Genomic DNA, 23,942 nt, shown 5'->3' with positions numbered 1-23,942 from the left:
TCACCCGCGAAGGCGGTGACCCAGTATTCCAGAGACGTCGATCATAAAACCGATAGATCGCGGCGCCCTGAATACCCCCGCCTTCGCGGGGTATGACGGCCTCATGTCGCCCCGTTACCCGTCATTGCTGTCGATGGGGCGCGACGCCAGCTATGCAATTTCGCTTCCCAAGACCCCCGGAACCCCACCCCGCCGAGGGCGTTATCTTGGCGGCGGGCATCATGTTTGCCGCAATTTCACGTGAAAACCCTGGGGCTGGGGCGTTCCGGGGAATTTTTCATTGGCCCAATCCGATGGTTGCGAAAGCGATACGGCACGGTGCGGCGGTGGGTGAGAGTGCGTCCATTTCCGCAACGGCCAAGCAGGACAACGACCGCGTCGTCGAGACCAGTATCCCTGCGCGACTCGATTCCTTGCGCTGGGGCGGCTTTCATACCCGCGTGGTGGCCGCGCTCGGCATCACCTGGATCCTGGACGGGCTGGAAGTCACGCTTGCGGGCGCCTTGTCGGGCGCGCTGAAAGAGAGCCCGACGCTGCAATTTTCGAATTTCGATGTTGGCCTCGCCAACAGCGCCTATCTCGCGGGCGCCGTGCTCGGCGCGCTTGGGTTCGGCTGGCTGACCGACCGGATCGGGCGAAAGAAACTGTTCTTCATCACGCTCGCGCTCTATCTCACCGCGACCGCAGCCACCGCGCTGTCGTGGAACGTGGCGAGTTACGCGCTGTTTCGCTTCCTGACCGGGGCGGGGATCGGCGGCGAATATACCGCGATCAATTCGACGATCCAGGAACTGGTGCCGGCGCGCTATCGCGGCTGGACTGATCTGGTGATCAACGGCAGCTTCTGGATCGGGGCTGCGATCGGCGCGGTCGCTGCCATCGTGCTGCTCGATCCAAAACTGCTGGCTCCGGATCTCGGCTGGCGGCTGGCCTATTTCATCGGCGCCGTTCTCGGTCTGATCGTCTTTGTGATGCGGATGTGGATTCCGGAAAGCCCGCGCTGGCTGATGATCCATGGCCGCCCCGAAGAGGCGCACGCGATTGTCGACGACATCGAGAGGTTGTCGACGCGGCATCCGGATCATCCGGCCGATGAAGTATTCGCGAAGATCAGGCTGAAGATGCGCAGCCACACGCCGCTGGGTGAAGTAGCGCATACGTTGTTCACGACCTACCGGCAGCGTTCGATGGTCGGATTGGTGCTGATGGGCGCACAGGCATTCTTCTACAACGCGATCTTCTTTACCTTCGCGCTGGTGCTGACTGATTTCTTCGGCATCCCGTCCAACCATGTCGGCTGGTACATCCTGCCGTTTGCGGCCGGAAACTTCCTCGGGCCGCTGCTGCTTGGCCGGCTGTTCGATACGCTGGGCCGGCGCATGATGATCACGGTGACCTATGGCGTCTCGGGCATCTTGCTCGCGCTATCGGGCTATCTGTTCTCGATCGGCGTTCTGACCGCGCAGACCCAGACCATCGCCTGGATGGTGATCTTCTTCTTTGCCTCGCCGGCGGCGAGCGCGGCCTATCTCACCGTCAGCGAGACATTTCCGCTGGAGGTGCGCGCGCTTGCCATTGCGCTGTTCTACGCGATCGGAACGGGCATCGGCGGCGTGGCGGGACCGGCGTTGTTCGGCGCCCTGGTCGATACCGGATCGCGCAACAGCGTCTTCGCCGGCTACCTGTTTGGGTCGGCATTGATGATCGTGGCCGCCGCCGTCGCGTGGCGGTATGCCATCGCGGCCGAGCGCAAGTCGCTCGAATCTGTCGCACGGCCGCTCGCATTTGTGGAGTAGGATGAGATGAACGAGGATCTGCTGGAAATGCCATTGGAAGAAGATATCGTCCGCGAAGACGACACCGCGCCGGAAACAGTGCCGGTGCCGCGCTCGCTGGTGCCGCACTTAAGCGAAACCGCGATCCTGCTCGACATCGACGGCACGCTGCTCGATCTGATGCCGACGCCGCGCGAAGTCTGGGTGCCGCCGGGCCTGGTGAAGACGTTGAATCGCCTGCTGGTGCGAACCAATGGCGCGCTGGCGCTGGTCAGCGGCCGCTCGCTCAACGACATCGATTTGATTTTCGCGCCCGATCAATTCCCGGCCGTCGGCGGCCACGGCGCCGAGATGCGGATCGAGCCGGACAGCGAGTCAGTGGACGCCCATGCGCCGCCACTGGACAAGGAATTGAAGCGCCGGCTGGCCGCGATCGCAAAGCTGAGCCCGGGAATATTGCTGGAAGACAAGGGCTATTCGCTGGCGCTGCATTATCGCCTCGCGCCGCACGCCGAGAAGGCGATTTATGCCGCGGTGTCGCTGATCAGGGCCGATCTGCCCAACGCGCCGATCGAGGTGCTGCCCGGCAAATGCGTCTGCGAGATCAAGCATTCCGGATTCACCAAGGCGAGCGGCGTGCACGAATTGATGAAACGCGAACCTTTCAAGGGCCGCCGTCCGTTCTTCATCGGCGACGACGTCACCGACGAGACCGTGTTTGCGATCATGCCGGACCTCGATGGCCTTGCTTTTTCCGTCGGCCGCCGCGCCAAGGGCGTGGCCGGGCATTTCGATGCGCCGAGCGACGTGAGAGAATTTCTTGCGCACCTGCTTGATGATGAAAGGGACGCACCGCTGCCATAATGTTTCTCGTTTCGGCGGCTTTCGACCACAGATTCTCGCGGTTGATGCCGAGGTTCACGACAAAATTTATTTTTCGTGAGTTCCGGTGAGTTCCTCCGCGCCGCAGCCCGAATTTGGTTTCAATTCGTTGAAAGGGTGATGAGGAACCATATTGATGAACGGTTGTTAACCGCGGGCGTCATCAACGGGAGGGACCTTTGATCCTCGTCGTCGTTTCTAACCGCGTTTCGCGCGGAAAACCCAACGAACCCATGACGGGGGGACTCGCCGCGGCGCTATTGCCGATCGTCGAGAAGTCGGGTGCGATCTGGGTCGGTTCCTCGGGGCGGGTCCGCGACGGGAACTTGAAGGAACCTTTTGCCGAAATCGAAGCACTGGGTACCGGTGCGCTTGCGATGCTCGATCTGCCGGCAGCGCATTACGGCGGCTATTACGAAGGCTTTGCGAATTCCGCATTGTGGCCGGCGCTGCATTCGCGCGCCGATCTGATCCGCGCCACGCGAGAGGACTATCTCAGCTATCGCGAAGTGAACGCCTTCATGGCGCGCGCGCTGCTGCGATTCCGGAAAACGGATACGGCGTTCTGGATTCAGGACTACCATTTCCTCGCGCTCGGCGCCGAGCTGCGCGATCTCGGCGTCACGCAGCCGATCGGTTTCTTCCTGCATACGCCATGGCCGTCGCGTTCGGTGATATCAGGCGTGCCGCATCATTGCGAGCTGATCGAGGCGATGCTGGCCTATGATCTGATCGGTTTCCAGACCGAGGAAGATTGCGAGAACTTCCTGTCCTACGCGCAGTCCGACCTCGGCCTCGTGGTGCATGACGGCGTCATCATTTCGCGCCACGGCCGCACGCGCGCCGCGGTATTTCCGATCGGCATCGATCCGCAGCAATTCGCCCAGTTGGCGGCGAAGGCGTCGACCCATCCGGATGTCTCGCGGCTGCGGCGCAGCCTGAACGGCGAGAAGCTCGCGATCGGCGTCGACCGGCTGGATTATTCCAAGGGCCTGATCAACCGCATCAAGGCGTTCGACCGGATGTGGACGCTGCATCCGCAGCTTTCGCGCACCGCGTCGCTGCTGCAGATCGCGACGCCCTCGCGCGGCGCGATCGAGGCCTACGGCAATCTGCAGAGCGAGGTCGCCAAGCTCGTCAGCGACGTCAACGGCCAGCATGGCGAGGTCGACTGGACGCCGATCCGCTATCTCAACAAGGGCTACGGCCAGGCCGTGCTTGCGGGCCTCTATCGCGCCGCGCAGGTCGGCGTGGTGACGCCGCTGCAGGACGGCATGAATCTCGTCGCCAAGGAATATGTCGCCGCGCAAAACCCGGTCGACCCCGGCGTGCTCGTGCTGTCGAAATTCGCCGGCGCCGCCAACGAACTCGACACCGCGCTGCTGGTCAATCCGCACGATATCGACGGCATGGCGCGCACGATTGCGCTGGCGCTGTCGATGCCGCTGACCGAACGCCGGATGCGCTGGGAAGCGATGATGGCGAAGCTGCGCGGCCACACGATCCAGCAATGGTTCGCCGACTTCACCGACGCGCTGCGCGAATGCCAGCTCGACAGGGAAGAATTGGCGCCTGTGGTGACCGAGCCCGCGCTATGGCCGCTTCGCTCCGCCACCAACGGCGGCGCGCGGTATCATTAGAATCCTGGAGCAGCGCACTCAAGCCATCTCCTCATCCTGAGGAGCAGGCGGAGCCTGCGTCTCGAAGGATGCGGCCCCAGTCGAGCCTCATGGTTCGCCCGGCGATGCGAAGCATCATCCGGTGACGCGCAAGATGCGCTCCTCACACCATGAGGGACTCAAGCCGTTATCTCAGTAGCAATAAGACACGCCATCCAGCACCGGGCAGCGCGCCTTGTTCGGTGCGCTCGGATTTTCCATCGGCACCATGCCGCCCTTGCCGTTGCCGACGAACACGCCGGGGCCGATCACGACCGACGACTTGTTGCCGATGATCACGCTTGGATGCGGCGAGACCAGGTTCGACCGCGTGCCGTCCGCCCAGATGAGGGATTCGCCGGCGAAAACCCCGCGCCTGCCGTCGTCGCAGGTCACGTCCACCCCCTGGCGGGTGCAGGACTGCGCCATCGCCGGGCCGGCGGCGCCCAACGCAAGCGCCGATACCAGGATGGAGAATTGAAGCGTCCGCGTGATCATCATGCCGTCCTCGACCGATAGGGTTGCTACTTATTGTCGTCGATCGTGGCCGCATTCCGGTTCAAGGCCCGACAAAGCGCCAATTCCTCGACGCGGGGGCGACCAAATTGCCAAATAAATTCAATGAATTGGGGAAATTTTGACAGCCGGGCCCGGCCTCCCTTGCAAAATCAGTCCTGCCCCTTCAAGAGAAGGCCTCCGGAGAGATGGCCGAGTGGCTTAAGGCGCACGCTTGGAAAGCGTGTGTGCGGGAAACCGTACCGTGGGTTCGAATCCCACTCTCTCCGCCAGCCGAATTTCTGGCGCCGTACTTCTTGGGCGCCAATCATCCAAAATCTCGGGGATTTTGCCGGTGTTTTTGTTCGGGAGAATTCGGCGGACGGGCTGAGTTGCTCTCGATATGGCCTGGAGAAGGCATTTTTCTCCGCAACCTTCGTACCAGTTCCGGAAGTCTGAACCTCTATTTTCGGAAGCTAAGAGCGGTTTCGGGGCGATTCATTTCGAATCCATCTCCCTCATCCAAGATTGTGCGCTGGGTGCGCCTGACCCGATCCGAGATCCAGCCCGCGACCGGATTGAGGGTACGCACTGACGACAGTGCAAGACGGACCCAAGAAGGACGAGGTCTGTGTGGTTGAAAGTAATGGGGGAATGGCGAGCTTGTTCGGTCGCTGACATATGCGCCATCTAGCGCGACGAGCTCCGTTGCGCTTTTCGACAAGAGATTCTTCTGAAAGCGTCCATACGGGCATAAGTACAACCACACATTGAACGAATCGCCTTCAGGTTACAGAGTGTCTGATCGCGGCCCGGCTCATACCAGGGCTGCCAAATCCACAATCCTACGCCCCGGGAAAACATGGCCTTCGTCGAACTCAACCGTTGCTTCCTTCCTCTCAGCAAAGACCAAGAACCTAGTTTGGATTTCGTCCGCGTCTGGGGGCGCAAGCTGGGCGGCTGGTTGGACTGGAGTGATTTGCGCGAACGGCGGCGCATCGTGCTGTTGGCCGAAGCATCGAGCGGAAAATCCGAAGAGTTCAAAAATCAAGTCAAGGAACTCAACGCTGGCGGCAAAACGGCGTTCTATCTTCCAATCGAAGAGCTGGCCGACCAGGGATTCGAAGCCGCGCTCGATGCAAATGCAGCTAAGCGATTTGAAGAATGGTCAAGCAGCACCGACGAGGCTTGGTTCTTCCTCGACTCCATTGACGAAGCACGTCTCAACAGAAAAAGCTTTGACAGCGCGTTAAAACGTTTTGCGCGAGAGCTGGGTGTTGGCATTGAACGCGCTCGTGTACTCATTTCTTGCCGTGTAACTGACTGGAAGGGTCTCGAAGATCGAGAAACGATCAGCCAATGGCTTCCGGCTTGGGAGACTGCAAACTCCCATGCGACGAACGACGAAAGCGCGCTTCTCGATCCGATATTCGATAAGAAGCAAAAATCGACCCGGCAAGCCGATACCGCCGAGAAGAAGCCAAACGAATTGCTGGTCATTCAATTGCTTCCACTTTCTACGGAACAATACCGCGCCCTAGCCAAGGAAGCAGGCGTGACCAAACTTGACGCCTTTATTGCCGGAATAAACCAGAACGGGCTCGAAGCGTTCGCGGAGCGGCCGGGCGATCTTCTTGATCTTGCTGACTACTGGAAAGCCCATAAGCAGTTCGGCACCTTCGCCGAAATGGTAGACCACGGCATTACGCGCAAATTGCGGGAGCGCGACACGCACCGCCCTGACAATGAAACCTTGTCACCTGCGAAAAGCCGGGAGGGAGCGGCGCGTCTCGCAGCGGCGCTGACCTTCGGCAAATCCTTCACTCTCCGCGCACCGAACCACGATCCCGATCCGGGCCTGGCCATCGGCGCGTTGGACGCTGCGCTCATACTGAATGATTGGAACGAAGCGCAATGCAATGCGATTCTTCGACGCGGCGTTTTTGCGCCCGCCACTTACGGCCGAATTCGCTTCCACCACCGTTCGACCCAAGAATATATGACCGCTCAATGGCTGAATCGCCTCCTTACCGCGAACTGCCCCTTGTCTGAAGTCTGGTCACTTCTCTTCGTCGATCGATACGGAGTGGAAACCGTCGCTCCGTCTTTGCGTCCAGCAGCAGCGTGGCTTTCGCTTTGGCATCCCGATATCCGCGATGAGATCATCCGGCGCGAACCGCTGGTGCTTCTGCGTCACGGAGATCCCGGTTCGCTATCACTCGATGCTCGAAGGCACATATTGACCGCCTACGCCGCCAAGCACAAAGCGGCCGAGATCGCAGACGATAGCTTGGATTCCCGCGCTTTGTGGTCGTTTGCCGATCAAGGTCTTGCAGAAACCATTCAGGCCGTTTGGAAGATGAACGACCGCGCGGACTTTCGCTTGGACATGCTGCGTCTCATTCGGGACGGCGCTATCAAGGGATGCACCGGTATTGCCCGCGCGGTTGCGCTCGATGAGACGGCTTCTGACAATCACCGAATCGTCGCTCTTCAAGGTCTTCAGGTATGTAACGATCAACAGGCGCTCGCCGCAACGAGCCGCAAGCTGATGAAATCGCCCGACAGGGCTAGCGCGCGATTGGCTTCGGCATTCGCCGTGGTTCTTTATCCAGCTCATTTGAACACAAAGTCCGTGCTGCGACTTATCGAACAGTCAAAACCTGCTGACCGTTCGACGGTTGACGGATTCGGATACAACATCCAGCAGCTCTATCACGCAGCACCTAACGCGTCGGAGCGTTCCGCCTTCGCTTTCGGACTTGCCGACCTCTGTCTTCAACCGCCGTTCGTGGAAACGCATCAGCGAGTCTCGAAGCGCCATCATGACCTCGCTCGACATTTGGACGTGTTGGCCAAGCAAGAAATTGACATCCTCGGCAACACGAATCCGCCACCGGGTCTCGTCAGACTTTTGATGGCCGTTGAGCGGGCCGAGACACGCCAGCATATAGGTGACGGCGAGCCGCCGAATCTTCGCCAGCTCGTCCAAGAGAACCCGAAGCTTAACCAGACGCTCTTTTGGTTCGACCTAGAGGAACAGCGCGCGAATTCCCGAATCGAACGCAAACCCACGAGGTACTGGCAAGTCCATTTTGGGTTAGGACACATTCTCTGGGAGTTCACCCAGCGTGATCTTCCTGATCTCTATGCGAGCCTATCCGCTCGCCCGTTCGAAGACGACAGACGTGTCGTATTCAGCGCGATAATCTCCATCCTCGGAAAGGATGAGAAGCTGAAATCAGAAGCCGACAGTCTTAGCGCGCTTGTCTCGGGACAAGCGGTCCTCCTCGAAGATTTGGAAGGGTATTTAAGCCCGCCCGTCGAAAATCCGGAGCATCTTCGCTGGCAGCGGGAAGATAAAGCGCGGCGAAAGAAGCACGAGCAGCAGACCGCGAAGGACAAAGCTTCCTGGGTTAAATTTAAAGACGATTTGAGAAGCAACCCGAACGTTCTTTCTGATCCTGAAAATCTTACGTCATGGCAATCCGGAATTCATCGCCTGTGGGATCTGACTCGGTGGCTGCATGCGCGAACACACGGCAGCGAGGGAGCGGCGGCGCGTCAATGGCGGCTACTTGAAGAAGGATTTGGGCGTGAAGTCGCCGAAGCTTATCGAGACGGAATGAAGATTGCCTGGCGCAACATTGAACCGGAGCGTCCGAAGCGAACGCCAAGCGGCAGTATTACGGTCAAATACGTTACTTCGCTCGCGTTCGCCGCCGTCGGCATTGAGGCCGCGGAAGACCTGGATTGGGTCAAGCGTCTAACCGACGAGGAAGCGATAAGAGCAGCCCGACACGGATGCGAGTCTGACCAAGGTTATCCCGAATGGATTGACGCGCTCGCAATCTCTCACCCGCAGGCCGTCCTGCCAATAATTAAGCAAGAGATTGCATTGCAGTGGTCGGCTTCGGCCAACAACGGACGCTCCGACTTTCTTTTCAGATACGGCGCTTCCGCCGTCTCTCTCCAACAACCTATACAAGCAATGCTCCTGGAGCGTCTTTTGAAGACAGAGGCTCCCGATATTGCCGCGCTTGACCGTAGCATTAGGATCGTTCGCAATCTTCAACTGGACGAAGCCGACAAGCGGCGGCTTCTTCGCGTTGCAAGACGCAGATATGGCCAGCATGTCACCGCTGGTAGAAATGACTATGCGCTACATTATCTTGCCCTGCTTCTATTGCTGGACCCCGATACCGGAGTATCCGATCTGGAGAGCTGGCTCGACAGCGCACCTGCTGAAGACCGACAGTCTCGGGCTGAAAACACCCTGGCGAAGCTGTTTGATCGACACGACCCGTTTATTTCTGGCATTCTTTCATTGGTGTCAATCGCCATGCTCGAACGTCTCTTGCAGACCGCCTACTCGCACATTCGGCCTGAACAAGACTCCGTTCATGAAGGATCTTATTCACCCGATGCAAGGGACCGCGCCCAAAGTGCTCGTGGCACCATTCTCTCAGCCTTGCTGGATCGCCCAGGGGCGGATGCCTACCGCGCCATGGTGCGGGCGGCCAACGACCCGGACTTCGCAATCCGCTCGGAGCGATTCCGAGAGCTGGCACGCGGCAAGGCCGAACGCGATGCGGAGTACCCGGCATGGAGCGCCCCCGAAGTTGTCACTTTCGAAACCAAGTACACCGCCCCCGTTAAAACTGGCGATGACTTGCTTAGGGTCGTCTTGGGCGTCCTCAACGACATCAACCTTCAGTTCATCAAGGGTGACTCCACCTCCCGCCAGTTACTTGAGCGGGCGAAGGATGAAGACGAGGTACAGCAATGGCTTGCCGAGCAGATGCAATTGCGATCTCGCGGACGATATCACGCCTATCGCGAGGCTCAGGTGGCACAAGGCGATAAACCCGACGTTATCGTTGCCTCAACGGCCGTCCAGTGCGAGGTCGCAGTCGAAGTTAAACACGGGGGAAAGGGCTGGACAGCCAATCGGCTCGAAGATGCGCTCAGGACCCAGCTTGCCTTGGACTACCTGAAGCCCGCGACACGCCGCCATGGCGTGCTTGTGATCACGCACCACCGGGATCGCACATGGCTCGATCCAGCGACACGTAAGCCGCTTTCGTTCGAAGCAGTGGTAGAGTGGCTTTCGGGTATTGCCGAGACGTTAGTTGAAACGAACGGCAACGCCGTTGAAGTTCGTTGTGTCGGGATCAACGCATGGCGTGAAGTTCCTGCGCCCGCCACAGCAAAGAAACGTTCGGAAAAAAAGTCAGCGCGGAAGCCTCCGAAGACTGTAAAGAAGACGTGTCGTGGGTGCTGTTGATCGAGTTCAGCGCGCGCGACCTGCGAGCGTCCTGGATATGTGCGATGACCAACGGTGCTGTCACGCCACGAGATACTCTGGTCGCCCTGATGCAGGGAGCGGTCCCCGAGCGGCAAGCCGAAACTGAGGCGCTTTGGGAGACGGACAATCCCGAAGTCGTTCTCGTCGCCGATGCCAAGCGCATTACGCTCAACGCGGATAAAGACCGAATTCAGTTCGACGCGAAGACGATGGACGTGTTTTGGCTTATCGGGTTTAGCGGCTGGAGAGCCATCGAGTGCTATACGCCGGTCGTCGTGTGGTCCGCAAAGAGCGGGCAAGCCCTTGCTGAGCTAATCAAGCTTGACGATGGCCTTGCGGACGTTGAGCAAGCTTACAAAGAGCGGCGTGCGGCAGCACAGGCTTTGATCGATGCGGAAGACCCCGCATCAGCGCCATGGCCACCGGACGTGCCGGAACCGAACGCCGACCGTTACGCACTGAACGATCCGCAGCATCAAGTCGCATTTGACCTCACTTGCCTCGCGGTCGCCTTCACCATCTTTCATGAGTTTCGGCATGTGATGTTGGACCGTGATAAGGCTCGGTCCCGTGATCCCAGGGAGGAAGAACTAGCGTGCGATGTCTGGGCGCGAGAATTTATGACCGGCAAGCTGGCAGCATACGCTGCGGACAACCAGCATGAGTATTGTGACGTCTTGAGAAAACGGTCCATGGGTCTGGCGCTTGCCGCGCTCGTTCTGCATGAGATAACGCCGATTTGGGATCATGGCGGCAATCGATTTTACTTCTCGATTGCGGATCGCATGCAAGCCATCCTCGACAACACGCCGCTGCCAGCGAATGACCATTTTTGGGTATTTGCAGCATCGCTTCTAGTCGGAATCTTTCGACAGAAGCATATCCCCATTGATGCACCGGCGATGAGCGCCCACGAGCTCGTAGCGTACCTGATCGCCAGACTCTGACCGCCGTTGCCTTTTATTCAGTCCGCGCGAATCTTGTTTCCAATAACGCCGACGAGTAAACTCCGGATAATTGACTTTGGGCGGAGTTATGAAGTTTTCCTTCGATCCTGCCTTGATCGCCAGAGCCCGTCAGATCATTCTGCACGAGCCGAACCTTAACGTGCTTAAGCCGGAGCACGACGGTCAATACACGCCCGTTGCGGTCGCAATCGAAGCGGAACTTAAAAAGCGCGAAGACGCTGGACTGCTCTTGCTGCCCGACCTCAGTGCGCTTGCTAACTCATCTATCGGTATATTTTCCGACTATGGTGGCGAAGATCGCGCCAGCCGATATCTCACCTATTCCTTCCTGATCTGCTCCTTGGGATCGTTGCACACTTTTTGGCGTGAGATGAAAAAGCATCGCGCGGAGAGTGGCCTCGGTGACAAGGAAATCGGGTTCAAGGACTTCGGCATGGGTCTTATGAGAAAGGCGCTGCCGGGTTATCTGAACCTTCTCAACGGCTACGTACCAGGACTGCTCTTTACCGTCGTCGTGGACAAACGGATTGTATCGCTGTTTGGCCCGCAGGATCGGTCAACCGGTGCAGCGTTGAGCCAAAGGCTGGAAGAAGCCGGAGTTGGTAGGCTTAAGCCGGATGTTGCAGAAAAGGCGTTCCGCATCGTTCATACGATGGCGTTCTTGATCGCGCTGCTCGGGCATGAGGGGCAGAAGATTTTCTGGATGTCGGATCACGACGCGACTTGTCCCGACCTGAAAGCTCACAATCGCCTGTTGGCGCTGTTTCACAACGTTCTCGGCCTCTACACCGACCGTCAATTCGGTCTAATAGGCGGCGCACTTCCGTTCGCCGAACGCAGCACCGACTATCTCGATCTGCTGAGCGTCGCCGATATTGTCGCCGGATCGGTCGGTCAGTATTTTACCAGCCGCGACGATCTCGGTGCGGAAGCTGCAGGCGTCAAAGAAGGAGCTGAGAAGGTTCTTGTCTGGCTTGGACACGACGGATTGGCCCTAAAGAAATTCTGTATCCAGCTCGCTCTCGGCGACGACGGCACCATCCGATTTGGTTCCGTCGAATTCCAACCCAAACAAACCCCGGATACGGTCACGTTCCTGCCCATTCATCTCTGCCGGTGACCGGCGCCTACGGTGCGAAGGCGTCGAGCCGGTCGGCGTTGGGGACGATGATCGAAGATTTAACTGCAGGACAAGAGCCTCACGGACCTCGATAACTTACCAGAGCCGGACGACCTGGCCAAGCGGGGTTGAACAGCTTCCGCCAGATCTTGGCTGGGCTGAATAAGGTCGCATAGCTTAATTTCTGAGCTTGGCTGCATCCAAGGGCGGCGCTGATCCGGCGTCAAATGGTCAGGCGGCGAGAATGTAGAGGTGCTAGTAGCTGTCTCCGTCGACCGGAAATGGACGACTCGCGATGGGCAAGTTGCTTTGCTTGAACAGTGGGTCGCCGAGAATCCAATGATAAAGGTTTGCATACGAGTAATCGGGGTGAATCTTCAGTCCGACGCCGCCTATACGACCGCCGCTTGTTCTCAGAATTTTTTGGACAGCTGGAAAAACCTTTCCAGCGAATTCTTGGTGTCCTGCGACCATGGCAGTGGAAATCGACACAACCAGATCCGCGAGTTGCAGGAGACGCGAATTCGTAAACGGCATTGTGACAACGTGCGTTACGAACTTTTCGAATTTAACATATCTGGTGCCAGCGTTGATGGCCTCCGCGCATGAAACCAAGAACTTGTGTTCGTCACCCTGACCGCCCGACGGGCGAGCGGCTACTACCATTCCGACGTCTTGGCCAAGCGCTAGATCGAAGCGCTCAAGAGTCATAATCAAAACATCCATTTCAGCAGTCTTCGCTTCCGGAATGGCCAATCCTTTTGTCGCATCTGATATGGCTGTAAGCCCAATCGCGCCGTTCTGCGCAGCGAGCTGCAGAACCTCATTATAAAACTGTTCCCGCCGATCCCCCGTCAAATTGTTTCTCATCCAGTGGTCTCTGTTAGGAGACCACTTGAACGGCTCACCATCCGGGAAGCCGTAGATCTTGATGCACAAGTCATCTATGGCTAGCTCTAATTTACGGCATGTGGATCCCTCGATCGCGACTCCGCCTATTGCAACAAGTCTTCCCACCCGCTCGCGCGAGCAATTGTTTTGGGCGGCGTCGTCTAGGAAGAGTAAGAGCAAAGCCGTCCCCTTCGGTTAGGTGCCATCGACTCTTGATTGATACCGTCGTATCTTGCAAGTGCAGAAAGAGCCGAGGTGGGTGGAATGGTCGCCAACGAGGTTGCGGAAGCGCTTAGGAAATCGATTGCTTCAGGGCACCGGAACCCCTTTGTCACTTATGCGGAGTTCGCACGGGAGCACGGCTTTAGCGACAAATTCCCGCCGGCGTGGGCTAATGCTCCTACCCTCGATGCGGTTGCCGACGCGCTCAAGCGCGATAGCCAAATAGGGCTTGATCTCACGTTCCTAATTCGAAGTGCGAAAACCGGCTATCCCAGCGTCATCGACGGCAAACCTTTCGATGGGACACCACACCACAAGCTCCGCGCTCGCGAGGAAGCGGACAAAATCATCAAGAAGTTTGGACTAGCGGCAAACAATCCATACTAGGCGTTTGAAAGTTTGTAATCGCCCGCGCTTCGTAGCCGCAACACTTCGTTGAATGACGCGTCCTGAGTCTGGAATTTTCTATGTCGGGCCGGAGGGGTGTATGGGCAAATCGAACGGACGAATTTTGGTCCCACCCTATTGGAGGGCGCGCCAGAGCTTCCCGCACGGTCTCTCGCGGCAGTTGCCAGCGGCGTGAACGCCATGACGCGTTGAAGTGATACGACGCGCAGTCACTTGAACGAAGTTAGGAGTTTTGCGCGCCTACCGGATTGGAGGGAGATCAACTATTTAGTTTGGGCATAAGCCCTGCACTAAAGTGATGGAATGCCGTCACGCGAGAGGTCGATGTTCCATAACATTCGATGGACGAAGCCGCCATGTAGCAGCAAAGCTAAAATGTCAGCACTGAGCAAAGTAGAGATGTCAGTTTCTGCTCCTTTTTGGGAGTTCGGAGGCGGTCATTTCGATGGGCATGGTGGTGATGAGCAAGCGCGAGCTGAACCGTCTTGAAGTTCTGGCACGGCTGGACAGCGACAGATGAACGGCTCAAGCAGCTGCTGAGCTGATGAAGATGACGCCGCGGCAAACGTACCGGCTGTTGCGGAGATATCGCGACGGCGGCGCTTCTGCCGTTGCCAACCAGCGCCGCGGTCGTCCCTCGAACAACCGCTTGCCGGATGTTGTTCGCGATCATGCGATTGCTCTGGTGCGGGAGCGGTACGCAGATTTTGGACCGACATTCGCGGCCGAGAAGCTGGCGGAGCGTCATGATCTCAGAGTTTCACGAGAGACGCTGCGCAGCTGGATGCGGCAGGCGGGAATCTGGATGTCTCGCGCTGAACGCAAGCGCATCCAGCAACCTCGGCATCGCCGTGAGCATGTAGGTGAGCTGGTCCAGATCGACGGCTCGGAGCATCGTTGGTTCGAGGATCGTGCAGCCGTCTGCACGTTGTTGGTGTTCGTCGACGATGCGACCAGCCGCCTGATGGAGTTACGCTTTGTCGCATCGGAGAGTACATTTGCCTATTTTGAGGCGCTGAAGGCCTATCTTCGTCGCCACGGTAAACCGGTCGCCTTCTACTCCGACAAGCATTCCATCTTTCGGGTGTCGAACGAGAACGCAGTCAGCGGTAATGGAATGACTCAGTTCGGGCGGGCTTTATCGGAACTAAACATCGAGATTCTCTGCGCCAACACCAGCCAGGCAAAGGGACGCGTCGAGCGCGCGCATCATACGCTGCAGGATCGCCTGGTGAAGGAGCTGCGGCTCGCCGGCATCAACACGATCGAGGCGGCAAACGCGTTTTTGCCCAACTTCGTCGCCGACTACAACGGCCGCTTTGCCAAGCCAGCGGCCCGCGATCAGGACTTTCATCGGCCAGTCGATCTCCGTCAGGATCTCGATCAGATTCTGTGTTGGCGTGAGCAGCGTCAGGTGTCGCATCAACTGGTGGTGAACTACAGTCGTATGAAGCTGACGCTTAAGCCGGAAGGTCTGGCAGTTCGCCTTCGCGGCAAAATGGTCGAGATCTATGACTTTCCGGATGGGCGGCTGGAGGTTCGTTGGAAAGGCAGGTCGTTGCCTTACTCGGCCTTCGATAAACTGCAGCGCGTCAGTCATGCCGCTATTGTCGAGAACAAGCGCCTGGGCGAGATCCTCGCCTGGATCAAGGAACAGCAAGACCGCCAGCCCCGCTTTAACAGAGTTCCGGATGGACCTCGACGATCGAGCCAGAAGCCGGGCATTCTAAAGGACAGGACCATGAAAATCGTTGAAGCCGCCAAACCGAAGACGAAATCGCCCCGCGTGAGCCGGCGCCGCTCCGATATGGTGGTCTCCGCGGCGCCGGCTCACGCTCCCAGCGAGGCAGCCGAGTGACATTTCAACTTTGCAGGGCTAGGGACATCTCAACTTTGTTGCAACACGCCAGCCCTTGCTTGGAAATTTTCGCTAATGTTGCCGGCCAGCTTCGGGGTTGCTGGTCAGCGCAGGAAGTTTTGTTTCTGCTTTTCCCAGTCGAGTGGGAAAGGCTTGAAAAAGACCGGCAGTTCGAGAGCACTTGCCGGATGTCCCGACAGTATCGTTTCAATTATGTCAGGCGAGAGAAGGGTAAGTCGGAGTACGCGCCCAAGGTATGACTCGTTGATCTTCTCGGCCTTAGCAAGATCGCGAATGGTAGCATAACGCCGGGATTCTAGCATCTCGAGCCAGCGATGTCCGCGGACGACCGCCTTAATCAAGGTGGCGTCCACGCGAGGGGAGGGTGGTATCCAGGGCGCTGCGTTTGCTGGCGTGACGACCTGCTTGCGACCGCCCTGGCGGCGCAAAGTGAAGGGAATCCGCACGACCAAAGTGCGCCCATCGGCACTAAGCTTCGGTTTGTTAAACGGACCGGCGATGAACGAAACGTCGTTACTCATTCGGCAGCCTGCGGGACGTTGGCGGAAGTTCGAAGCTCGGAGCAGAGCGAGGTCATTCCCTCAATCTTGAGCGCGATGTCGATTGCGTCAGGCTGCAGATCAACCCTTTGAACAAGAAGCTCAACAATGCGGGATTGCTCGGCGGGGAAGAGGTCATTCCAGAGTTCGTGGAATTCGACGAGGGCCGACCGAACCTCGCTCTCATGCATCTGAGGAAATTGTTTTCGTGCAGCGCGCCAGGTCTGAATAATGACCTCCGGTGTCTGGATCAGCATTCGAACTTGATCGAGGACGACACGCTCGATCTCTGCCGCCGGGACTTGGCGAACTGGGCAGTCAGTTTTACCCTGCTTCATCGCGGTCTGGCTCACATAGTACCTGTAGAGCCGTCCGGCCTTACGCGTGTGGGTTGGCGACATGGCAGCGCCATCGGGACCGAATAGAAGGCCCTTCAGGATTGCCGGGGTCTGCGCCCGGGTGTTGCCCGCTCGCTTTCGCGGACTTTCTTTCAGGAGGGCATGAACTTGGTCCCAGAGCGGGCGATCGATGATCGGCTCATGCTCGCCGGGATAGGCCGTACCCTTGTGCACTGCGTCGCCAATGTAGACTCGGTTATTGAGGAGCTTGTACAGCACCCCCTTGTCAAGCAGATGGCCGTACCGGTTGCGCTCGCCGGCAGCGACCATTTCGCGCGCTAATAGGGTTGCTGACTTAAGCTGGACGAAGCGTTTGAATATAGTTCTGACCCGGGCGGCATCGGCTTCGTGGACAATGAGCTTACGGTCTCGGACCTCATAACCCAACGGTGTCCAGCCGCCCATCCATTTGCCCTTCTTGCGGGAGGCGGCCACCTTGTCCCGAATGCGTTCGCCGATAACCTCGCGTTCGAACTGGGCGAACACCATGAGGATGCTCACCGTCATGCGTCCCATGGCGTCCTTGGTGTTGAAGGACTGCGTCACCGATACAAAGGTGACGCCATATTGCTCGAACAACTCAAGCAGGTTCATGAAATCGAGCATGGATCGGGACAGACGGTCGATCTTGTAGACGACGATGACGTCGACCTTACCCGCCTTAACGTCCGCCAGGAGCCGCTGCAGGGCAGGGCGCTCTAGGGTGCCGCCGGAGCAGCCGCCGTCATCGTAGCGGTCGGGGACATGTACCCAGCCCTCGGCCTTCTGGGAGGCGACGTAGGACTCGCTGGCTTCCCTCTGGGCGTCCAGCGAGTTGAAATCCATGTCGAGGCCTTCCTCGCTCGACTTGCGGGTATAAACCGCGCAGCGCAGTTTGCGGGTTGGCGGTTCGTTAAGGGCGGAAACACTGCCAAAAGCCTCGCCACGGCTCTCCGAACCTCGCCTGCGGCTGGTGCGCTGGTGGGCGATACTCATACCCGTCCCGACTGGCTCTTAAGCCCGAAAAACACCCAGCCGTTCCATTTGGTGCCGGTGATCTCGCGGGCCACTGACGAAAGCGACTTGTAGGGGCGACCCAAATATTCGAAGTCGTCCTTGCGCACGGTTACGCAGTGCTCGACCCCCTGCCATTCCCGGATCAGCCGCGTGCCGGCGACCGGGCGCTGGGTGGGGCGCGCTTTGCGTTCGGCGGCATCCCTGGTTGCGTACTGCTTCGCCATCGCCCGCAGCCGCTCGCGTGTTTCGCGGCTCAGGCCGCCGTAGGCCAGTTCCTGGATTCGGAAAGACAACCGGGCTTCCAGAAAACGCCGATTAAAAGCTGGCGGCTCAGTATCGAAAAGCTCGCGCCAGCGCAACTTTAGCGCCTCCGCCGAGGCGCCTTTAAGGGCGGTCAACTGTGACAAAACGGTCTCTTTCACGGAGCAATACCCTGATCCTTGGGATGGATATGACCGCTCGACACCGCCCGGCAGTCGAGCGGAGTTTCCGACTTCTCTGGAGAAAATTGACTGGACTTTCGTTGCAAAAGACGCTGGAGGCCGACGGCCAAAATGGCCGAGATTTCCCCAAGCGCGGCGGTGGATTGGTGCGAATCGAAGGAAGAGATGGCAAACATTAGTGGACCGTGAGGCAACCCCTCTGAGGCTGTCACGCAACGTACCTGAACCTCACGATGCGGGTTCGTTTCCTTCTTTCTTATCGGGAGCCGCACATGAGTAAGCAAGGAAGCGATCCGAAAGGGGATCGCGACGCGCTGGAGCGCGCAATGATGGAGGTCGGTCCGTTTAGGACCGCACATCTCCCGCATCTTCTGCAGTTGTGCCCTTGCAAAAGATGCGTCGAAAATCTCATTGTTGAAACTGCAGTCAAGTTTAATGCGCGCGAGCGACTGATTGAAGGCGCCCCGCGTAAGAAGACTGTGATTGAAAATCTCAGGCGAGTTTCGGAAGCCGCAGGGAGTTTGGCCGAAGCGCTCGTTGGTCTTGACAACCATTCCCGCGAATATCTTGGGGTTCTGGACGAGCTTGATCAGATTGGTCCCATCGTCAATGCCTACGAAGCCGCTGCAGCAAGCATGTTGCCGAGGCCGGAATCCGAGCAGGAGCCTGCATCGGACGGGCGCTTCGTGGAAACATTGCTGGCCTTGGAGCACTATGTTTCTATGCGCCTCCGTCGGTTTCCCGGATATGAAGCCGAAGCGGTCGTCGATAAAGGCGGCAACACGAATGTCGCGAAGCAGATGCTTGGTCCTTCGGCCGCTTACTTAGTTCACGGCTGTTGGATTGTTTTTGAAAACAGCAGGCCTGGGCAGGCAACCGCGAGCGAGAATGGGGCATTCGTCAGGTTCGTCAATGCAGTCCACGAGTATGCGACCGGCGACATCGAAGAGAATTCAACTCTCCTGAACTGGATCAAGAGGCTGGCTAAACCGTTGCGTCGGCATGATCAACTGCTTGGCAAACTTGGGGCGCTAGAGGCTGAGTTGGAAGATTTAGAGGCCCAAGGCGCAATATCGCACTCAAGCGCGCGGATGCTCGAGCTGAAGACGAAAATTGAGAGTGCAAAACATGAGGTTGTTGATGCGCTCCTGGCTACATTATCATTACCCAAAGTTAAGCAAAATACCGCCCCGACTTCGCGAAGGTCGGAAGCCTGACCATCGCTGAGCGGATCTGTAGGGCAGCAGGGTGCTTATCGAGCATTCGTGCGTGCTGGTCGGTTAACGGCGGCGGCGCGCAATGATCTGCCCACCGTGGGATGCAGCCAAAGCGAGCCCGGCCTAAAGCGTGAGGGTGGCTGCCGGCGAGATGGACATCGCCGCAAGTAGACGCGACCTGCGTGGCGCCATCGTATGCGCGGGGTCCGACAGCGACGGCCTGGCTCCGCCGAGCATGATCGCAGAGGGCGTAGGGAAGTGTCTCGACGCGCAAGCCTCGGGATTTCTCGCCTATGCCCTCCGCTCCGACCTTCACCACCAAGCAAAGAAGGAATCAGATCATAATGGTTGTAAGCGAGGGAAGACGAGACGAAGTGTTGTTGTTAGAGACTCATCGATAGGGGTGGGGGTGCCAAAAACACTAGGACCTTTGACGTCTAGACCGGTCCCCATCATTCATACGCAAAAAGTTGGAATTAAATACAAAAAGCCACAGGTCAGGCGACTGACAGAGAGAGCTTTTGGCCAGGCGCGGAGCGCTTGATGCTAGGGGGTGGGGGTGGGTCAAATCCTCCGAGCTGCCTAGCCTGAGGACCGGCCCTACTCTCATTCCGGGATTTTTTTTCTGCCGCCTCGCATTTTCAGCGAGCGCCATTCGAATGAAATACGAACGCTGCTGGAGCTGAGGAAAAGTGGCCATTGGTTCAGACACTTAGCTCAATGAAAAGTTAGCTGGCTCGACATCGCTGCGGCGATAGCCGGCAATTTGGAGCATTTATTTTCTGTTTGCGGCAGAGCCGGCTAGTGGTTGCGCGCGAAAATGGTCGCGAGATTAGATAAGGGGTGGGCAGCCGCGGCCACGTAGTCAGCGCCGTGCCGAGACGGCGCAGGGGGATCAAACCCTGTTCGAAAACCGATTGAACGCCGTTATCGCCTGCATAACAAGTCTGCGGACTGTCGGCTCGGCTGGCTGTCCGCGGGCATCCGAAGGTCCACTCCTCTTGGTTGCGGCGCAATACTTTAACCCTTTTATGATTGACGAGCGGTGGCCATTCTGTTCCGCTTTCGGAAAGCAGGAGGGCTTGGGTGCTAGTTGGCGTGCCGGGGTGGGATGATCCTCTAAAGGCTCTTGAGTTCGGCGCTGTGCTCGGTTCGCTTGAGGAAGCGAGCGCCTACAGATTCGATTTCGCGAAAGTCACATTCGTGACGCCGGGATGGATGCTGGTGGTCGGAGACGCTCTGCGAAACTTCAGGGCAGCCCGCCCAAATGCGAAGCGGCAGGCGATTAATTACCGACATTTAGGGTATCCTGCACATGTCGGCTTTTTCCAATACTTTGGGGTGGATTACGGCCAAGCTCCAGCAGAGGCCTTAGGAAGCAATACGTATGTGCCGATTACTGAGGTAAATGTCCTCGAGTTGCGCAAAGATGCCGCCGAAAGGTACGTGCAGCTTGGGGAGCTGATTGAGGAAGCTGCACAACAGCTCGCTCGTGTCCTGACACAAACGAACGATGGGGAAGTGGTCGAGACCTTGACCTATTCAATCCGTGAGATTGTTCGGAATGTTGTCGAGCATAGTGGTGCTGAAACATACACGATAGCGGCTCAATATTGGCCCGCTAGGAATTGTGCAGAGCTGGCGGTTTCAGATATTGGCTGCGGAATATTGGAGTCGTTGCGAGAAAATCCGAAGCTCCAAATCGAAGTTGATTCGGATGCACTCAAGCTGTCGCTGCTTCCTGGTATCTCCTCTAAAGCTTGGCGCAATCGTAAAACGGCCGACGTCTGGGCTAATAGTGGATACGGTCTGTTTATGACCCAAAGACTTTGCTCCCTCGGGGGCGAGTTTACGCTGCTTAGCGGGACGGCCGGAATGAGGATTGCTGATGGCGAAACGGTCACAGTGCAATGCAATGCCCGCGGAACTACAGTGGTCTTGAGAATCGATGCGGGCGCAGTCGCAAGCCTTCCAAAGCGGCTCTCGGAATTCCGAGACGAGGGCGCGCGGCTTGCTAAGCTCGTCGGAGGCGCCAACAAGTTTGGTCCCTCGCTTGCTTCGCAGGTCTTAAAGCCGGCAGCAAAAGCGGATCCCCTTTCATGAAAACTCGATTTGAGGAAGTGATCGCCTCCGGACTGGTGAGCGTTGTGGAGAGCGTGGATATTGCGCCGCGTCCCGAAAGACTCCTCCCGATTCCCGCGGAGTTTTCCGAAGGCCTAATCGGACAATGGCTTGAAAAGCACGTCGGAAAGGGTGGATCCCTGTGGCGTCACCAAAGCCTCGCTCTTAAATCGATCGATGAAGGCTTAAATGTCGTGGTGTCAACGGGGACAGCCTCAGGAAAATCGCTGATATTCCAGGCCGCGATTGCAAAAGAGCTGACAGAGGGTGATGGTAAAGCGATCGTGCTTTATCCCTTGAAGGCACTCCTTTCCGATCAGCTTGCTAGATGGAAGAAGCTGGCGACTGAAATTGGAATACCAGAAGAGTCAGTAGCGGAACTGCATGGTCAGGTCCTGCCTGACGATCGGATGGAAGCGGTAAAGTCAGCGCGGTTGCTTGTCGCAACACCCGATGTCCTTCAAGCGTGGCTTATGCGACAGGTATCGAATCCTTCCATTAGAAGCCTGTTATGTTCGACAAAATTTGTCGTGCTGGACGAGGCTCACGTCTATGAATCAGTCTTCGGTAGCAATGTCGCTTATCTCCTCCGGCGGTTCCTCGCCGCGCGAAGACGTGCTTCAAAGGAAACGGGCGTAAACAATCACCTGCAGATTATTGCAGCGACAGCTACAATTGCGGATCCATGCGAACACCTCCACAAGCTGACTGGATGGCCCTTCGTTGGTATTGGCGAAGACGACGATGGAGCGCCAACATTCGGGCGAACCCTATATCACATTGATGGACCTGATACGGCTGCGCCGGCCGAGGCTTTCCTGTCGGATATTATCTCGAGGGTGATCGACGGTGCCGGATCGCAGGGCTCTTTTATTGCGTTCCACAATTCTCGACAGGGGGTCGAGCGAGTTGCCAGATCGATCGACCAAGATGATGTCCTGCCTTATCGCAGCGGCTACGAACTTGAAGATAGGACCAAGATCGAGAAAGCGCTGAGAACAGGGGCGTTGCGAGGGGTGATCTCAACATCCGCACTCGAGTTGGGGATTGATATCGCCCATTTCAGGCTTGGGCTGAATCTGGGAGTTCCGCAGTCGAAGAAGTCGTTTCGTCAGCGGCTTGGGCGCGTGGGGCGTACGGCTCATGGTTGCTTCGCGGTTATAGCGCCGCGTCTTGCCTTTGCGCGTTATGGTACGACGTTCCAAGAGTACTATGACGGATCTGTCGAGCCGTCGCATCTCTATCTCAATAATCGATTTATTCAGTTCGCGCATGCTCGTTGCCTAGTCGACGAGTCGGAATCACTAGGGAATGACACCAAAGGATTGCCACCCGGCGTATCTTGGCCAGAAAGTTTCGAGAAAGTATACGAGGCAGCTCGGCCGGGAGCGCGCCGGCCGCGAGAGTACGACTATGTCGCTCAGCTCGGAGCTGACTCTCCGCACTATAATTATCCGCTGCGGCAAGTGGGAGAGGCGAGCTACAAGATTAGGGAGGGTAGTAAGGATTTCAGCGAATCGATCGGTGACATCGCTTTGAATCAAGCGATAAGAGAAACCTATCCCGGTGCTCTTTACCTACACCTTCGTCGTCCGACAAAGGTCGTGGAATGGCGCTCGTCATCGTTCGACCGGACTATCAGGATTGAGTCAGCACGCAGTATGGCGCCGACCCGGCCAATCTTGAAGAAAACAGTCAATGTGAGCCTGAATGCCGAGGAGATCGTGGCCGGTCGGCTGCTCACGGGAACGTTAGGCGCAATCGCCGAGATTAATGTCCAGGTCAACGAATCTGTTGAAGGCTTTTCGATCGGTGGAAAAAGCTTTCTATACCGCGATTTGCGAGGCCAGGATCCGAGGATGACCCGAAAGCAGCGCGAATTTCGGTCAACAGGTGTCTTAATCCGAGTTACGGAGCCGTGGTTCGCGGGAACTGGGCCCCAAGCTAACGTCAGGTCAAGTATCGCCGAAGGCTTGAAGCAACTGCTACTTAGAGAAAAGAGCATCTCTCCAAATGACATTGATTGTGCTCACACCAATATTGCCTTCTATGTTGAGGGTGCGCCAAAGCGAGCAACGGACACGATCGTAATTTACGACAGCATTTATGGCGGCCTTCGATTAACCGAGCCGCTTTTTGCCGAATTTCCGGACTATGTTGCCATGCTGGAGAGAGGTGCTCAGCTCGCAGGCTCCAATGCCTTTATCGATGCAGATACTGTCTCAAAAGTACGAGATTGGTTCCAGACGCTTTCGCCGGGCGTGGCTGCGATCACCGGCGCGCCAGCGGCTGGAGAGGGAGAATATCTCATTTACGCGCCTGGAAGCGAAGTAGCACTGTTGCATCAAGGTGTTTTGGTCGACCGCGTTTTGATAGAGCCGAAGCTTATGCCGATGGGCGAATCGACCATGCTTATGTACCGATACGACAGCGGCAACAGGGGAGCTGCTTGGATCCCTCACGATCAAATACAAGCTATCGGGCAGGATTGGCATTATGCATTTTGGAATCCGGAAACGGGTCAAATAAGAGACGCTGATATGACGGACGGCGCTTTTTAGGTATGGCAAGTTGTTCGGCGTGATGTCCGTCGATTTGCATCAGCGTCTATCGCAGCACCGA

16 protein-coding genes, 1 tRNA gene and 1 pseudogene are annotated in these 23,942 nt (G+C 57.5%); 12 read left to right on the top strand and 6 right to left on the bottom strand.

Annotated elements, in window-relative coordinates; translation table 11 throughout:
• The first annotated feature begins 293 nt into the window (after nucleotides 1–293).
• From V1283_RS36100 to V1283_RS36090, 3 genes are all read left to right on the top strand, one after another.
• Nucleotides 294–1,796 (top strand): MFS transporter, encoded by a 1,503-nt coding sequence (locus V1283_RS36100; RefSeq protein WP_334391363.1) that lies wholly within the window; start codon nucleotides 294–296, stop codon nucleotides 1,794–1,796.
• A 6-nt stretch (nucleotides 1,797–1,802) separates the two neighbouring features.
• The gene (gene otsB, locus V1283_RS36095; RefSeq protein WP_334391362.1) at nucleotides 1,803–2,639 is read left to right on the top strand and encodes a trehalose-phosphatase; all 837 of its coding nucleotides are present in this window, start codon (nucleotides 1,803–1,805) and stop codon (nucleotides 2,637–2,639) included.
• A 197-nt stretch (nucleotides 2,640–2,836) separates the two neighbouring features.
• Nucleotides 2,837–4,297, top strand: coding sequence for a trehalose-6-phosphate synthase (locus tag V1283_RS36090; protein ID WP_334391361.1), 1,461 nt, complete (start codon nucleotides 2,837–2,839; stop codon nucleotides 4,295–4,297).
• Nucleotides 4,298–4,468: 171 nt separating this feature from the next.
• On the opposite strand, the gene V1283_RS36085 is transcribed toward V1283_RS36090, so the two are convergent.
• Nucleotides 4,469–4,816 carry a hypothetical protein gene (locus V1283_RS36085; protein WP_334391360.1) on the bottom strand — a complete coding sequence of 116 codons (348 nt, stop codon included), beginning with the start codon at nucleotides 4,814–4,816 and terminating at the stop codon, nucleotides 4,469–4,471.
• Nucleotides 4,817–5,013: 197 nt separating this feature from the next.
• Between V1283_RS36085 and V1283_RS36080 the strand changes: the two genes are divergently transcribed.
• The 4 genes from V1283_RS36080 (at nucleotide 5,014) to V1283_RS36065 (ending at nucleotide 12,206) form a co-directional block, all read left to right on the top strand.
• Nucleotides 5,014–5,103, top strand: a tRNA-Ser gene (locus V1283_RS36080).
• 569 nt (nucleotides 5,104–5,672) lie between these two features.
• Complete coding sequence (locus V1283_RS36075; protein ID WP_334391359.1) at nucleotides 5,673–10,097, top strand: hypothetical protein; 4,425 nt, start codon at nucleotides 5,673–5,675, stop codon at nucleotides 10,095–10,097.
• A gap of 44 nt (nucleotides 10,098–10,141) precedes the next feature.
• Nucleotides 10,142–11,065, top strand: a complete 924-nt coding sequence (locus V1283_RS36070; protein ID WP_334391358.1) for a phage exclusion protein Lit family protein — start codon at nucleotides 10,142–10,144, stop codon at nucleotides 11,063–11,065.
• An 88-nt stretch (nucleotides 11,066–11,153) separates the two neighbouring features.
• Entirely contained in the window at nucleotides 11,154–12,206 is a 1,053-nt protein-coding gene (locus V1283_RS36065) for a hypothetical protein (protein WP_334391357.1), read from the top strand.
• Nucleotides 12,207–12,461: 255 nt separating this feature from the next.
• On the opposite strand, the gene V1283_RS36060 is transcribed toward V1283_RS36065, so the two are convergent.
• Nucleotides 12,462–13,076 carry a hypothetical protein gene (locus tag V1283_RS36060; protein ID WP_334391356.1) on the bottom strand — a complete coding sequence of 205 codons (615 nt, stop codon included), beginning with the start codon at nucleotides 13,074–13,076 and terminating at the stop codon, nucleotides 12,462–12,464.
• A gap of 285 nt (nucleotides 13,077–13,361) precedes the next feature.
• Between V1283_RS36060 and V1283_RS36055 the strand changes: the two genes are divergently transcribed.
• Nucleotides 13,362–13,706, top strand: coding sequence for a hypothetical protein (locus tag V1283_RS36055; RefSeq protein WP_334391354.1), 345 nt, complete (start codon nucleotides 13,362–13,364; stop codon nucleotides 13,704–13,706).
• A gap of 466 nt (nucleotides 13,707–14,172) precedes the next feature.
• Nucleotides 14,173–15,585 (top strand): annotated as a pseudogene (locus V1283_RS36050) (ISNCY family transposase).
• Nucleotides 15,586–15,689: 104 nt separating this feature from the next.
• Here V1283_RS36050 and V1283_RS36045 read toward each other — a convergent pair.
• From V1283_RS36045 to V1283_RS36030, 4 genes are read right to left on the bottom strand one after another with little or no spacing between them, the layout of a single operon-like run.
• Complete coding sequence (locus tag V1283_RS36045; RefSeq protein WP_334391353.1) at nucleotides 15,690–16,127, bottom strand: hypothetical protein; 438 nt, start codon at nucleotides 16,125–16,127, stop codon at nucleotides 15,690–15,692.
• On the bottom strand, nucleotides 16,124–17,518 hold the full coding sequence (locus tag V1283_RS36040) for a recombinase family protein (protein ID WP_334391352.1): 1,395 nt from the start codon (nucleotides 17,516–17,518) through the stop codon (nucleotides 16,124–16,126). Before V1283_RS36040 ends, V1283_RS36045 begins: the two co-directional genes overlap by 4 nt.
• Nucleotides 17,515–17,961, bottom strand: coding sequence for a DUF2924 domain-containing protein (locus V1283_RS36035; protein ID WP_334391351.1), 447 nt, complete (start codon nucleotides 17,959–17,961; stop codon nucleotides 17,515–17,517). Before V1283_RS36035 ends, V1283_RS36040 begins: the two co-directional genes overlap by 4 nt.
• Entirely contained in the window at nucleotides 17,958–18,158 is a 201-nt protein-coding gene (locus V1283_RS36030; RefSeq protein WP_334391350.1) for a hypothetical protein, read from the bottom strand. The genes V1283_RS36035 and V1283_RS36030 overlap by 4 nt, the downstream gene beginning before the upstream one ends.
• A gap of 96 nt (nucleotides 18,159–18,254) precedes the next feature.
• Here V1283_RS36030 and V1283_RS36025 point away from each other — a divergent pair, with 96 nt between their 5' ends.
• The 3 genes from V1283_RS36025 (at nucleotide 18,255) to V1283_RS36015 (ending at nucleotide 23,881) form a co-directional block, all read left to right on the top strand.
• On the top strand, nucleotides 18,255–19,199 hold the full coding sequence (locus tag V1283_RS36025; protein WP_334391349.1) for a hypothetical protein: 945 nt from the start codon (nucleotides 18,255–18,257) through the stop codon (nucleotides 19,197–19,199).
• 1,086 nt (nucleotides 19,200–20,285) lie between these two features.
• Complete coding sequence (locus tag V1283_RS36020; protein WP_334391348.1) at nucleotides 20,286–21,302, top strand: ATP-binding protein; 1,017 nt, start codon at nucleotides 20,286–20,288, stop codon at nucleotides 21,300–21,302.
• Nucleotides 21,299–23,881 carry a DEAD/DEAH box helicase gene (locus tag V1283_RS36015; protein WP_334391347.1) on the top strand — a complete coding sequence of 861 codons (2,583 nt, stop codon included), beginning with the start codon at nucleotides 21,299–21,301 and terminating at the stop codon, nucleotides 23,879–23,881. The genes V1283_RS36020 and V1283_RS36015 overlap by 4 nt, the downstream gene beginning before the upstream one ends.
• Nucleotides 23,882–23,942: the final 61 nt, after the last annotated feature.

The sequence above is a fragment of the Bradyrhizobium sp. AZCC 2262 genome (assembly GCF_036924535.1).
Lineage (GTDB): Bacteria > Pseudomonadota > Alphaproteobacteria > Rhizobiales > Xanthobacteraceae > Bradyrhizobium.
Note: the sequence above shows the minus strand (reverse complement) of the source record. Positions and strands in the feature narration are given on the sequence as shown.